Raw genomic sequence first — 14,383 nt, forward strand, 5'->3', positions numbered from 1 at the left:
TTTAATTTTTAAAACTAAATTCTGCAAAAACGGGATAATGGTCAGAAGTTAATCCCAAATTTCTTTTTACTTTAAAGGAATTGGATTCAAATTCTTTTGATGCAAAAATATAATCAATTCTCAAAGGGAAAATATAATCATGGAAACTGGTTCCAATGCCTTTTCCAGATTCTAAAAACGCATCTTGTAAACCTTCTGAAAGTTTATAGTATTCATAAGAATTAGGAACAGCATTGAAATCACCCGCTAAAATAACAGGATAAGGAGATTTCTTAATAAAAGCTGCAATTTTCTCTACCTGTTCTTGATGTTTTTTAAATACGGGAAGCATTTTTCCAACAATGGTTTTCGCTTTTTTCTCGGTGTTATCTATATTTTCCGGTGTTTCTTGCAAATCTTCGTATAATTTATACGGTTCTAGGTAAACATTTATAAATCTAATTCTCTTTCCGTTAATATCAATATCCGCGTAATCAGCATTTCCCGCCATTCTATTTTCTAAAATCAGACCTTTTTCTATAATAGGATGTTTGGTATAGATGGTCATGATTTTATAATCATCAATAATGGCATATTTAGAGGATTTTGGTTTTACAATTTTTCGGTCACCACATTCTTGCATCAAAATTACATCTGCATTTTGTTCATCAATGAAATCAGAAGTTGGATTTATTGTTTCCCAGCCTACAATTCTCGCATTATAACTGATTACTTTAATAGAATTTCCCTCACTCTTTGGCTCAGAATAATTAATCCATCTTCTTACTGGAGTTAAAAATAATGTGGAAATCAGCAAAAAAACAAAGGCCCTTTTACGCCAAGAAAAAATCCAAAAAACACAGAGTAACAGATTGGCAATCATTAAAAAAGGAAATGCCAATGATAATAAATTGAGTAAAGGAAATACTTTTGGAGGGATATAAGCATTAAGCATGGTTGCTCCTAAAAGCAATACAATAATAATATGACAAAAACTTATTAGACTTTTAATCATTTAATAAATTTCTATAATTCCATGTTTTCTCTTAAAAAAGTATATCCAAATAAATGCAACAACAGCTCCATATAAATATGATAGCTGAGCATAATTACCCTGTAATATATCTTTATACCCAAAATAAATTGATATTCCCATTGAAATAGGAATAAGATACTTTGCCTTTAATGGAATAGGTGGAAACAAGAGCATAATAGTTAAGTTAGGACACAAAAGTCCAAAAGCCATTAAAAAACCAAAAATAGCTCCTTCCTGTCCAAAAAAAGGTGTTGTTAAAATCTGAAGAGTTTTTCTTTCTTCAATTTGCAAATTCCTTAACTCCGTTACTTCATTTGTAAATAAATAAGATGATTTATAAATGCTATTAACTACTTCAAATGAAAAAGAACTTGTTAAAGAATTATATTGAATAAAACTAATTCCGGAATAAATAAGATAAGGCACAAAAGCACAAGTTAAGAAAAAAAGAACAAATTGTTTTGTTCCTAAAATTCTCTCTAATAGTGGCCCAAAACTTAAAAAAGGTATGCAAAACAATAATAAAACTAAAAAATTATTAAATAAAAAAATATGAGTAAATAACTGGAATAGCTTAAAATTAGGTGATAATGGAAAGTATGCTGAAAGCAAGAAAACTGCATTTGGAATTAATAAACTAATTATATAAATAATTACATTAATAATTACTATTGTTTTTACTGCAGGTGTTATATTTTGAAACATATTGTTTTTGGTGTATTAAAATTTATTTTTTAATTCTTCTGTAGGAACTTCTACAAAGGTTCTGTTTCCGTTTGGTGTAAACTCTGGGAAACCTAATTTAATAAAATCCTTCAAAATTTGTTCCACTTCAGCTTTATACAGAAAATCAAACTTAGATTTCGCATTGGTTCTAATCCACTGATTATTATAATTTTCTAAAAATTCTTCTTCGGTTTTGTATTCTAAAATTTCGAAGAGATTTTCTAAAAATTTAATCACTTGAGATTCTTTCACATCTTCAGGAACTGCATTTATTCTCAGCACATTATCTTGTGCCAAAACAATATCGAAACCTAATTCTGGCAAGTATTTTTTAATCGAACGATACTTGTTTTTTTCGATTTCATTTAAATGATACTCTAAAGAGAACAGCAAACTTTGGCTTTTCTTACTTTTAGAAACATTTTTACGGTTTTCTGCTAAGACAATTTGGTGAATTCTTCCCAAATCGAGCATCAACGTTCTGTGGTCTTTATTAAAAAGCCAATATCCATTTGGTAATCTAAGTAAATCTTCTTCTAAATCCTCGTCTTCTTCATCAAAAAGGTTAATTTTAGATGGCAAAGCTGATGTTTCCTGTTGATACATTTCGGTAAGATTTACCATCGCTGTATCATTAATTTTAGAAGGAATTTGGTCTTTAAACGGATTAAAATTTCTGTCGATATGAATTCCTGGAGCGTGATAACTTTTCGCAGCATCAACTTTTGGTGGAAAAAATGAATCCATTTGTTCATTTCGCTCAAAATCTAGACTTGGCGCTACATTATAAATTCCCAAAGATTTTTTAATCGTAGAACGAATCAATGCAAAAATAAGGTTCTCATCTTCGAATTTCACCTCTGTTTTTTGCGGATGTATGTTGACATCTATTTTTTCTGGGTCAAGTTCCAAATACAAGAAAAAACTCGGGCTGTAATTGCTTTGCAACAGTCCTTCGAAAGCTTCCTGAACCGCTCTGTTTAAGTATGGACTTCTAAAATATCTTCCATTGACAAAGAAAAACTGTTCGCCTCTAGATTTTTTCGCTGCTTCTGGTTTTCCTACGAAACCATTGAGTTTTACCCAACCTAAATCTTCTTTGATAGGAACCAAAAGTGGATGCAATTTTCTACCGAAAATATCTACAATTCTCTGCATTTGGCTTCCTTTTCTGAGGTTAAAAATCACCTCATCATTATGATAGAGCGAAAACTCTAAATTTTCGTGAGCCAAAGCTACTCTTTGAAATTCGTCTATAATATGTCTGAATTCTATATTGTTGGATTTCAGAAATTTTCTACGCGCTGGAACATTAAAAAACAGATTTTTCACGGAAAACACAGCTCCTTCTGTAGTTTGTGCAGGCTCCTGAAATTGTAATTCTCCGCCTTCTATATAAATGACGGTTCCTATTTCTGCGTCTTGTTTTTTGGTTTTGAGTTCTACCTGAGCTACCGCAGCAATAGAAGCCAATGCTTCACCACGAAAACCTTTGGTAGCGATATGAAAAATATCTTCTGTAGTTCTAATTTTAGAAGTAGCGTGTCTTTCGAACGCCATTCTAGCATCGGTTTCAGACATTCCGCTTCCGTTATCTGCTACTTTTATGAGATTTCTCCCCGCCTCTTCTACAATCAGTTCTATTTTAGTAGCACCAGCATCTATGGCATTTTCTAGCAATTCCTTAACAATAGAAGCAGGTCTCTGCACTACTTCTCCTGCAGCAATCTGATTGGCAACATGATCTGGTAAAAGTTGAATAATATCTGACATTTCTATAATTGAAACTCCAAAAATAGTGTTTAATTTCTAAAAAATAAAGCTTCTTGGGAAAGGTTATGATTAATTTTGATAAAACAAAAAAAAGGCGCATCCTAGGATGCGCCTTCGTCTGAAAAACGAATCAAATAACTATAGTTTGTATAGAATTTGCGGGTGATTTTACGCTGACAGACTGACCTTCTATCCAAAGATTATATTGGGTTTCTTGGTCAGAAGAATTCATCACCACTACTACCATTTGTCCATTCGGATTCATAAATGAAGTAGAAATTAGAAAATCTCTATTGGTAACGGTTCCAAGTCTTCTTGCGTTCATTTGTACATATTTAGAAATATGTCCTATGTAATAATATTCTGCGGTATAGTGCAATTCTCCGGTTCTGGTGTCTGCAATAATCGGTGCGAAACAGAAATTACCTACATGGTTTGGACCTCCTTTTTCATCTAAGAGAATGTTCCAATCTGTCCAAGCAGAAATTCCGTTGTTAAAATCATTAATAATGTTTTTACCATAAATTTCGCCTAATCTCCAATCGTAGATTTCCTCGAATTTAAATTTTTCTACACAACCTTCGGTGAAAATGAGAAACTTATTAGGAAAAGCTTTTGAGGTTTCTTCTACATTTTCGAATAGCGGTTGAGATTTTGTCCATGTTTCGTACCAGTGGAAACCTATTCCTGTAGCGTATTTATTCGCCAAAGGATCACTTAATGTAGTGGTAGCTCTTTGGTATAATAAATCTCTATTATGGTCCCAAATGATGACTTCTTTATTTTTGTAGCCGTTTTTCCAAAGGGTAGGTCCTAGATATTTTCCTAAAAATTCTGCTTCTTCTTCGGCGGTATAGATACAAGATTCCCAAGTCTGAGTAGCCATAGGTTCGTTTTGTACAGAAAGTCCCCAAACTGGAATTCCTCTTTTTTCATATTCTTTGATGAATTTAATGTAATAATTTGCCCAAGGTTGATAGTATTCTTTTTTCAGTTTACCGCCTCTCAACATATTATTGTTATCTTTCATCCAAGCTGGTGGAGACCACGGACTGAAATAAAATTTGAAATTTTTGCCAATCATTTTTTGAGCCTCCTTAATCATCGGGATTTTATATTGCTCATCATGTTGGATATTGAAGGTTTTAAGCGCCTTGTCATTTTCTTCTACATAGGTATAACTTCCACTGCTGAAATCACTAGAATTCATGCTGGTTCTAATCAAGTTATACTGTAAGCCATTTTTGCCAAAATAGGCTTCTAAAAATTCTTTTTGCTTGTCTTGGGGCAATTTATAAAAGGTTTCTGCAGAAGCATCTGTAATGGCTCCACCAATTCCTGTGATTTTTTGGTACTTAAAATCTGGATCTACAAAAACACAAATATCTGTTTCCTTCGGCTGAGGAAAATTCTGAAAACTGCCTTTGCTGGGTACAAACTTTTCGGTTTGGTTTTTGGCAGTAGTATATATGGAAACGTCTTTAAGTGTTTTCTTTTGCTGTGCAAAACCTACACTAAATGCCAAGACAGACATGATTATTACTGCATTCCTTTTCATTTTTTTATTTTTAAAAAAATTAGAAAATATAGGTAGCTACTGCTCCCGCATCTAAAGATGTAGTTGCAATTTTTCCATTAATTTTAATATTGAATGTTTCTGGTGCGGCTCCATCATTTTCTACAATCAAAACAATTTTACCATCGGCTCTCTTGAAAGCTACGTTATTAAGGTTTCCTGATTGAGAACTTGCGATTCTTACAGAATTCTGTGAAACAAACTTAGAAGCATGAGCAATGATGTAATAGCCTACGTTTCTCTCGAAGCTTTCTGAAGAATTTATGGTAATTGCACCTTTACACATAGTACAACCACCTTCAGTATGAGGTTTAAACTGAGAATTATTGGCTAAATTCCATTCTAAAGCAATTTTACTCCAGTTTCTCATGGAACCTATAACCACATTTTTCAGGTGCCATTTTAAATCTCCACCAAAATCACCAGTAGAAGAAGTCCACTGTTCTGTAAAATATACATTTTTTGTAGGGAAAGTTGCTTTTATATCTCCAAGAGCTGTAATATAACCTCCATAAAGGTGAAATGCAGAACCATCAATAAACGGATTTGCCTCTTTATCTGACAAAACAGCAATTGGATAGTCTGGTCTATCACAATTATGGTCATAAGCTACAATTTTAGTAGAAATATTAGCAGCTTTAAAAGCTGGACCTAGATGTTTTTTTATAAATTCTGCTTGCTTTTCAGCAGTCATTATCATACTAGGATTATTACCACCATATAAAGGTTCGTTTTGTGGTGTAATGGCATCTATGGTAATGCCTTCATTTTTCATAGCGGTGATGTATTTCACAAAATATTGTGCATATACACCGAAATATTCTTCTTTTAGGCTTCCTCCTACAGAACTTCCGTTATCTTTCATCCAAAGTGGAGCAGACCAAGGAGTTGCCATAATCTTAATATTAGGATTTATCACAAGTATTTGTTTTAATAAATCTATCAATGGGCGGTCTTTTTCTAAACTGAATTTTGACAACGTAGGATCTGTTTCTCCTGCAGGAAGATCATTGTAAGAAAATACACTGCTATTAAGATCAGAAGCACCTATACTTAATCTAAGATAACTTATAGAAATAGAATTAGCGTTACTGCCAAAGAGTTCTTGTAAGAGTTCTTGTTTCCTAGCAGCAGTAAGACTATTAATAACTTCTACACTACCTCCTGTTAAAGTATAACCAAATCCGTCAACTGTTTGGTATGTTTGGCTTTCGTCTATCTGAATGTTTTGATAAGAATTAGAGTTCGCAGTAAAACCAAGAATAGTATTTTGTTTCTGAAGTTTTACGGATTGATCACCTTTTGTAAGCCACACTTCTACATCATTAGTAGGAGTAGGTTTGGGCGGTTCTGGCGTAGGTGAAGAAGTACTTCTAGAGCAATACGCCATTGTACTCATACTGGCAATCGCCCATATGAATAGATATGATTTTTTTAAAAACATGAATTTAAATTTTTATTGATATACTCTAATGTAATCTACTTCCATAGTTGCGTTAGTCACATTCGGATCTATGGTTCCCCCAAAATTACCTCCCATTGCTACATTCATAATGAAGAAGAAATTCTGATTAAAGGGTGAATTTGCACTATTATTATAAGTAAAGAACAATTGATTATCTACATAAATTTTTATGGTACTCGCATTCCATTCCATACTGTAAATGTGGAATTCTGTAGTTGCATTAGAAATCATTACGCTTGCTCCATCTGCATTTCCACCAGAACGACCGGGATAATGAAGAGTTCCAAAAATTCTATTTAATTGGTTTCCTACATGCTCCATAATGTCTATTTCTCCGCAAGCTGGCCAACCTACAGAATCGATATTATCTCCTAACATCCAAAGTGCAGGCCAAGTTCCGCCACCAGATGGGATTTTAGCTCTAATTTCTACTTTTCCATATTTCATAGAATATTTACCTTTAGAAAGTAGTCTTGCTGAGGTATAATTGTAACCTTGGTACGATTCTTTGATTAAATTAATTTTAAGAGTTCCGTTACTTACTACGGCATTTTGGGTTCTATTGGTATAATATTGTGCTTCGTTATTTCCCCAACCATTATTGTTTCCTAAATCATAGCCCCATTTAGAAGAATCTGGCGCTCCATCAACATTAAATTCATCAAAAAAAACTGCTTTTGGAATTACGTACACCGTTACTTTTGTGCTACCAGAAACAAATTTATCTCCATTATATGCCGAAACATAAACGGTATGTTCATTAGTCCCAGATTGCTTAAATGTATAGGTGAAGTTACCTGTGGTAGAGGTAAGGACTTCTCCATCTACTGACATTTTATATTCTTTGGCATTGTTTGCAGAAGCGGTAAAATTTACCACACCTGTTCCATCACCGTTTGGCATAGTAGCAGAAGAACCAACAACTACTTTATTGATTACTAAATTGGTAGGCGTAGTTACAACCGGATCTGATGAGCCTGAACTGCTGCCACCACAACTAAAAAAAAGAAATGAAAAAATGGAAATTATGAGTAAAAATTTATAATTTTTCATAGATATTCAATTGTTAAAAATCACAGAGTAATTAAACTCTGTGATTTTTGAAAGAAACTAATTGTTTTATAAAGCTGGAATTAACTTGATGTACCAAGCATTTCCAGTTTCGGTTCCTTGTACTCTTAGGTACATATAGTCTGGAGTAATCTGCATGATTTCGTATTCTTTTTTCAAAGATCCATAACCAATATAAGTATTATTGCCCTCTAGAACGATGCTTGTTCCAGTAGTAGGATTTTCTGCAGTTCCTACGATTCCCGAAGTTGAGTCCATAAATTTAAATACAGACGCACCACCTCCGTAACCATAACAACCTTCGTCACCTGAAGCAGGAATTCCTGTTACAGATGCTAAGCTACCTGTTTTAGTAAAAGCTCCATCTGGAGTAGAAAGTTGTAAAGAGAAATTAAACTTATCTATTTGTTTAAATGTAAATCTAGCAGTGTAGAAACAGTTACAACAAGCTACTTTTTCGTTTACAGCTGCTGCCCACCATTCTGGAGTTAAAGAAGTAGGAGACCATGGACCTACTCCAAAATGCCCTGCAACACTTTGATCTACTTTCCAAGTTTTAGAAGCGTTTCCAGTAAGATTTGTTACAATAGCAGGGTCTGCTTCATATACATATTTTACTGTAATATCTTTAGTTGCTACTGTAGAAGTTCCACCTTTACCATAGGCAATAACAGTAATTCTATAAGCTACTTCTCCATTCTCACTGAATTTTTTTACTACTTTCAAACCTTCAGGAGTATTAGGAACTGGAATAAGATCTAGATTATTATCTAATTTAGAAATTACTGAATATCCTATTTTATAAGCTAGCGCATTATTTGCTTTAGCTACAATATTTACTACACCAGAACCATCTCCGTATGGATTTGCGGTATTCTGACCAACTAAGGTAGTGGTAATAACCAAGTTACTAGGCTTGGTTAAGTCTCCCATTGTATATTCTTCTTCTTTACAAGCAGTAAAAATTGCTGCAAAAACGAAAAATAACCCTAATATAATTGAAATTTTCTTATTCATGATTTATATTAATTTGTTTGTCTTACGTTATCTATATAGATTACTTCTCCTACACCATCAGCTGAATCATTATATCTAAACACTAATTGTTTAAACTCTGTTCCTGCTGGAATTGTTCCTAGTGCACCGAAATCAAAAGTTAATTCTTCCCACTGATTTGCAACTGTAGTAGCAGCTTTAAGAACTTGATTAGAAATTCCTGTAGTAGCTTGCTCTAATTCTACATTTAATTTTTTACCTGCTTCTGTAGAGTAAACCATAACTTTGATTTTACCTCCATTGTCAATATTAATTGGCACTGAGTTAGGTGATGACATAGGTGTCCAAGTACCACTCCAAGTTGCTGCTCCAACGGTTTTGGTATATTGCCAAACTTTAGCAGAAGTATTGATTCCTCCTGGGAAAGGATTATTTACCACGCCTACATTTACTCCACCAAATGTTCCACCTATAGTGTAGTTTTGACCTGGAGTTTCATACGTAATAGGTAATGTATATGGATCAAAGATGGTAATACTAGTAGTGCTAGTAGTAAAAGCAGCACCTCCACTTAAAGCAACCACTTTGATGGTATAATCACCACCTCTTGCATAAGTATGTGATAAATCTTCAAAAGAATATTCTCCTGTAGCACTGTTTAAAGTACCTTGTACTTTGGTTCCCACTTCATTTGCAACATCTCCGAAATATACTAAGAAACCTCCTGCTGCATATTTTGCTTTAGCTCCTAAATTAAGAGTATATGCTGCTAAGTTAGAATTTAGAACTACATCAGTTGGCGCTACATAAGTAATGGTAAATGGATAGGTTTTTTTGGTTTGATTACCTGCCATATCATAAGTAGTAATACTTACAGTATAATTACCTTCTGGATATACATGAGTAACACTACTTCCTGGTAAAACTACAGCCGAAGCAGCTGCACCAGTTCCATGACCAAATTCTACTAAGAATTTTGCAACACCTTCACCAGTCGGTGTAATCTTTACTCTTCCTGAGTTATCTTTACTGATATCAATTACTTTATTAAGGTTATCAGAACTGATTGAAGTTAAATCAGGGGTATCATTGTTGATTCCTTCTATATCACAGCTTACCATAAAAAGCATTAGAAATAGTGAACCAATAAATATTTTAAAATTTCTCATAGTTATAATTTTAATAGCCAGGATTTTGAACGAGTTTAGTATTAATAAGCTCTGCATAAGGAATAGGGAAAATTTCGTTTTTTCCTGCTTTAAATCCTCTGCTTGCTAATGCTGTAGCAGCATCTCCCCATCTTACTAAGTCAAAGAATCTATGACCTTCTCCTGCTAATTCTCTTCTTCTTTCTGCCTTAATTGCTGCCATAGAAACTGCAACTGGAGGTAAACCTACCCTTGCTCTTACTGCAGTAAGTAATGCTTGATCTCTTGCTCCTGTTCCACCTAGTGCTTCAGCTTCCATTAAGTAAGTATCTGCTAGTCTGATGATGTAAGTATCTTGTTGATAGTTTAATACAGCATCTCCTAATCCTGTGGTTACATCTGCCATTCTAGGAGTAAATTTATTCAAGAAATATCCTGTGTCTTTATAACCTGGAGCGTAATCTGCTTTACCTTCTGCTTTTAGCGTTTTAAGGTCTAAAACAGTTGCATCTAATCTTGGGTCATTTTTCATGAAGTCATAAAACTCTTGAGTAAATACACTAAAACTCCATCCTGATGGTAAATCTGGCGCACTATTGTCTTTTCTTACATAGTTTCTAGGTCCTACCATTACGTTTAGAGAGTTTCCTTCATCTTTTCCACTTCCCCAGATTCCCCAATAAGAGTTACCTTGATTAGTGTGTACAGCTTCCCAAATAGATTCTGAGTTAAATTTATTATTTACTACCCATAAATCTTTAAAATTGGTAAGTAATTTATACCCGAATTGGCTAGTTCCTCCTGGAGTTCCATTTACTTCAGCCAATTGCGCTGCAGCTAATGAGTTTTTACCTTCGTATAGATAAACTTTTCCTAGTAATGCTTTAGCAGCTCCTTTTGTTACTCTACCGTTTTCTGTAGCAGAGATAGTAGCTGGTAAATCTGTAATTGCTTCGGTTAAATCTTTTTCTATCTGAGCATAAACTTCTTCTGGTTTTGCTTGAGTAACATTATAGATCTCTGCAGGTACCACTGGTTCTGTAAAAAGAGGCACGTTCTTAAACATTCTTACTAAATTAAAATAGTATAATGCTCTAAGTGCTTTTGCTTCTGCTACGAATCTTTTCTTCACATTCGCATCCATTGTGGTAGATGGAACTTTCTGAAGAAGAATATTTGCTCTAAAAACTCCTTGGAAATGGTCATTCCAAAAACTTTGAGGAATAGTGTAACCATCTTGAGAATAGTTAGAGAAACTTTGGATACCTCTACCATCACTATCACCACCGCCTCCTGCAAAGTGGTCATCTGAACCAGCATTTAGCATAGCTATCATGTTTTCGAATCCCCCTGAGTTTTTCTTCATAATATCATAGGTAGCCACTAATCCAGAAAATGCTTCTGCTTCGTTTTTATAGTAATTACTCGTCAAAGCTTTTCCTTCTGCTGGAACAGTTAAAAAATCCTCAGAACAAGCAGCAAAAGATGCTGTAGCAGTCGCCAATATAATTAGATTTTTTATATTTAATTTCATAATATTAATTTTTTAGAATTGAACATTAAGCCCAAATAAAAATGTTCTAGGCTGTGGATAAAAACCTTTATCTATACCGAAAACACCTCCTCCAATTTCTGGATCGTATCCTGTATATTTAGTAAATGTAACTAAGTTAGATCCGGTAACATATAATCTTACTTTCTCTGCGCCGATGGTTTTAACCGCTTCACTTGGTATAGTATAACCTAGAGAAAGTAGCTTAAGTCTTAAATAATCTCCATTTTCTAAATAGAAATCAGACATTTTAGTAAAGTTACCGTTTTGGTCATCACTAGTCAGTCTAGGATAATCATTAGAAGTTCCTTCACCTGTCCATCTAGATAATGCTACTGACTGATAGTTAGCATTTCCTACGTCTAATCTTCTTAACCCTTGGAAAATTTTATTTCCTGCAGCTCCTTGGAACATCACACTGAAATCAAAATTCTTATAGTCAAGATTTAAAGTAGCTCCGAAAGTATACTTAGGTAATGAACCTCCTAATTTTACTACGTCTTTATCATCTATGGTTCCATCATTATTAGCATCTACCCATTTGAAATCTCCTGGTTGAGCTTTTGCTTGGATTAAACCTCCTGTAGCGTTTTTATAAGCATTCACTTCATCCCAATTTTGGAAAATTCCTGCTGTTTTAAGACCAAAGAAAGTACCATAAGCTTCTCCTTTCATTACTCTGGTAACTCCTCTATCCAATGATTGGAAAGAACCTAGTTCGAAATATTCTACATCACCAGTAGAAGTTACTTCGTTTCTAAGAGTGGTAAAGTTTCCATTGATAGAAAGATTAAAATCTCCAATTTTTTTCTTGTAACCAAGTTCAAATTCAAGACCTTCATTATCCATATCTGCTACGTTTGCATATGGGTTAGAAGAAACACCTACATATCCTGGGATTCTTACTTGACCTAAAATACCTTCTGTTCTTTTTTTGTAATATTCTGCTGTAAAGCTGAAATCATTAAATAATCTTGTTTCTACCCCTACGTTGGTCTGAATCGTTTCTTCCCAGTGTAAATCAGGGTTTTCTAGAGTATCTGGTGCACTACCTACAATAATAGCATTTCCTACATAATAGTTGTAACCACCACTTACTAGTGATTCATACATATTAGGAGCAAGAGTACCATCGTTACCATTTACCCCATAACCTGCTCTGAATTTTAAATTATTGATTACTTTAGAATTCCAGAAATCTTCCTTAGAAACTACCCAACCAGCAGAAACTGAAGGGAAAACACCATATTTTTTATTTGGTCCGAATAATGAAGAACCGTCTCTTCTTACGATACCTGTTAATAGATATTTTTCTTTATAGTCATAATTAATTCTTCCGAATAAAGAAGTTCTTTTCTTAGGTGTAAAATTGTAAGTATAACCGTCTTTTTCGGTATCAGGAACTTCCATATTAAATGTAGCTTCGTACCAGTTATTGGTAGGTAAATTAGTATGAACTACTCCTATAGAATTTCCAATACCGTATACATAAGCACCTTGACCTAATAATAGGTTTACACTATGTTCACCAAATTTCTTGTTATAAGTTAATGTATTTTCTACATTCCAGTCAAAACCTTGAGATGAATTTCTAGATAATGCATTTTTCCCTAAGTTATTAGTTGCTGCATTTAAATAATAAAGAGGGTTAAAGTTTTGGTCTCCCCAATAAGCTTTTTTCCCTCCAACTGTAGATCTAAATTTTAATCCTTCTAAAAGTTTTGCTTCTGCGTAAGCGTTTCCAATAAATACGTCTGACCAACCATAGTTTCCAAGTCTTGTTCTCATGTAAGCTACTGGGTTTACAATTTCTTGAGTAGAAATGAGTGACATACCATAAGGATTCCCGTTAGGATCTCTTACAATATAAGGAGAAGCATTATAAGGAGCCTGCATAAGTCTAATTGGATCCGTTTCAATCACTGGAATGGTAGGATCAAACATGATAGCATCACTTAGTACACCACCAAATTCGTTGTTTTCGTTTCCAATTCCTACGCTTTTTCTATATGTATAGAAGAAACTTTCACCTACGGTTAAGAAATCGTTTACCTTGTGATTAGAATTAATTCTAACAGTTTTCTTATTAAATTTAGAAATATCACTTGCTACGATACCTTCTTGGTCTAGTAAACCAAAAGATAAGAAATAGTCAGATTTTTCATTAGCACCACTAATACTTACCTCATGGTTATTACCCATTGCAGCTGTATTAAATACTTGTTTTTGCCAATCTGTTCCTACTCCTAAGATAGATAAATCTGGATAAACTACATTTCCTCCACCTGCAACTGTTCTTTCGTTAATAAGCGTTGCAAATTCTGTAGCGTTAAGAACTTTAATTACTTTAGAAGGAGACGAAGCACTTACAAAACCATTATAGTTAAGTGACATTTTGCCTTTTCTTCCTTTTTTAGTCGTGATGATTACTACACCTTTTGCTGCAGTAACCCCATAAATCGCAGCAGAAGCAGCGTCTTTTAACACCTCCATAGATTCTATATCTGCTTGGTTAATAGCAGCTACATCCTGTGGATTATCCATTTGTACTCCGTCTACTACAAATAAAGGATCGTTTGCCCCTGCAAAAGTAGTAATACCTCTTACTCTGATGGTAGCTACTGCACCAGGTGCTCCTGAATTACTTGCAATAGTAAGCCCTGACGTTCTACCTTGTAACATCTGACCTACACTACCATTTGGCACCTTTTCCAAGTCTTTAGATGTAACTTTGGAAATAGCCCCTGTTACTACGCTTTTTTTCTGCGTACCATAACCTACGTTTACCAAAACAACCTCTTCAATAGCTTTTTCTTTAAGAGAATCTCTTTTTTCTTGCCCCTGTAAAACAGCAGCCGAAAGAACCATTGAGAGACTGATTAAACTAACAATTTGTCTTTTCATACAATATAGTTTTTGTTTATATCTCAATTTGAGACAAAAAAGTTAATCGTTTTTTGGAAATAAAAAAAATTTCTTAAAAATATTTTAATTTTCCCTTTATTCATAGGGATTAGAAACTGGTCATTTTAGTTAAAAAAGGTGAATTTGTCCTATTTTG

Annotated in this window: 10 protein-coding genes; all 10 read right to left on the bottom strand. The window is 33.9% G+C overall.

Going from position 1 to position 14,383, the window contains the following annotated elements:
• Window position 1: 1 nt before the first annotated feature.
• Entirely contained in the window at window positions 2-994 is a 993-nt protein-coding gene (locus ACT53I_RS10545; protein WP_476079620.1) for an endonuclease/exonuclease/phosphatase family protein, read from the bottom strand.
• The gene (locus ACT53I_RS10550) at window positions 995-1,720 is read right to left on the bottom strand and encodes a rhomboid family intramembrane serine protease (RefSeq protein ID WP_476079621.1); all 726 of its coding nucleotides are present in this window, start codon (window positions 1,718-1,720) and stop codon (window positions 995-997) included.
• Window positions 1,721-1,735: 15 nt separating this feature from the next.
• Window positions 1,736-3,514 carry a DNA mismatch repair endonuclease MutL gene (gene mutL / locus ACT53I_RS10555; RefSeq protein ID WP_476079622.1) on the bottom strand — a complete coding sequence of 593 codons (1,779 nt, stop codon included), beginning with the start codon at window positions 3,512-3,514 and terminating at the stop codon, window positions 1,736-1,738.
• 130 nt (window positions 3,515-3,644) lie between these two features.
• On the bottom strand, window positions 3,645-5,072 hold the full coding sequence (locus ACT53I_RS10560) for a glycoside hydrolase family 30 protein (protein ID WP_476079623.1): 1,428 nt from the start codon (window positions 5,070-5,072) through the stop codon (window positions 3,645-3,647).
• A 19-nt stretch (window positions 5,073-5,091) separates the two neighbouring features.
• Window positions 5,092-6,534 (bottom strand): glycoside hydrolase family 30 protein, encoded by a 1,443-nt coding sequence (locus ACT53I_RS10565; protein WP_476079624.1) that lies wholly within the window; start codon window positions 6,532-6,534, stop codon window positions 5,092-5,094.
• Window positions 6,535-6,546: 12 nt separating this feature from the next.
• On the bottom strand, window positions 6,547-7,608 hold the full coding sequence (locus ACT53I_RS10570; RefSeq protein ID WP_476079625.1) for a glycoside hydrolase family 16 protein: 1,062 nt from the start codon (window positions 7,606-7,608) through the stop codon (window positions 6,547-6,549).
• A 66-nt stretch (window positions 7,609-7,674) separates the two neighbouring features.
• The gene (locus ACT53I_RS10575) at window positions 7,675-8,643 is read right to left on the bottom strand and encodes a hypothetical protein (RefSeq protein WP_476079626.1); all 969 of its coding nucleotides are present in this window, start codon (window positions 8,641-8,643) and stop codon (window positions 7,675-7,677) included.
• Window positions 8,644-8,651: 8 nt separating this feature from the next.
• The gene (locus ACT53I_RS10580; RefSeq protein WP_476079627.1) at window positions 8,652-9,791 is read right to left on the bottom strand and encodes a hypothetical protein; all 1,140 of its coding nucleotides are present in this window, start codon (window positions 9,789-9,791) and stop codon (window positions 8,652-8,654) included.
• A gap of 10 nt (window positions 9,792-9,801) precedes the next feature.
• The gene (locus ACT53I_RS10585) at window positions 9,802-11,304 is read right to left on the bottom strand and encodes a RagB/SusD family nutrient uptake outer membrane protein (RefSeq protein WP_476079628.1); all 1,503 of its coding nucleotides are present in this window, start codon (window positions 11,302-11,304) and stop codon (window positions 9,802-9,804) included.
• Between the two features lie 12 nt (window positions 11,305-11,316).
• Window positions 11,317-14,226 (bottom strand): SusC/RagA family TonB-linked outer membrane protein, encoded by a 2,910-nt coding sequence (locus ACT53I_RS10590; RefSeq protein WP_476079629.1) that lies wholly within the window; start codon window positions 14,224-14,226, stop codon window positions 11,317-11,319.
• Window positions 14,227-14,383: the final 157 nt, after the last annotated feature.

The organism is Cloacibacterium sp. DMC96, from assembly GCF_056313765.1.

Bases quoted from the DNA above. Each gene is read 5' to 3' on its own strand.
- ACT53I_RS10545 (WP_476079620.1), bottom strand. From the start codon at position 994: ATGATTAAAAGTCTAATAAGTTTTTGTCATATTATTATTGTATTGCTT.
- ACT53I_RS10550 (WP_476079621.1), bottom strand. From the start codon at position 1,720: ATGTTTCAAAATATAACACCTGCAGTAAAAACAATAGTAATTATTAAT.
- mutL (WP_476079622.1), bottom strand. From the start codon at position 3,514: ATGTCAGATATTATTCAACTTTTACCAGATCATGTTGCCAATCAGATT.
- ACT53I_RS10560 (WP_476079623.1), bottom strand. From the start codon at position 5,072: ATGAAAAGGAATGCAGTAATAATCATGTCTGTCTTGGCATTTAGTGTA.
- ACT53I_RS10565 (WP_476079624.1), bottom strand. From the start codon at position 6,534: ATGTTTTTAAAAAAATCATATCTATTCATATGGGCGATTGCCAGTATG.
- ACT53I_RS10570 (WP_476079625.1), bottom strand. From the start codon at position 7,608: ATGAAAAATTATAAATTTTTACTCATAATTTCCATTTTTTCATTTCTT.
- ACT53I_RS10575 (WP_476079626.1), bottom strand. From the start codon at position 8,643: ATGAATAAGAAAATTTCAATTATATTAGGGTTATTTTTCGTTTTTGCA.
- ACT53I_RS10580 (WP_476079627.1), bottom strand. From the start codon at position 9,791: ATGAGAAATTTTAAAATATTTATTGGTTCACTATTTCTAATGCTTTTT.
- ACT53I_RS10585 (WP_476079628.1), bottom strand. From the start codon at position 11,304: ATGAAATTAAATATAAAAAATCTAATTATATTGGCGACTGCTACAGCA.
- ACT53I_RS10590 (WP_476079629.1), bottom strand. From the start codon at position 14,226: ATGAAAAGACAAATTGTTAGTTTAATCAGTCTCTCAATGGTTCTTTCG.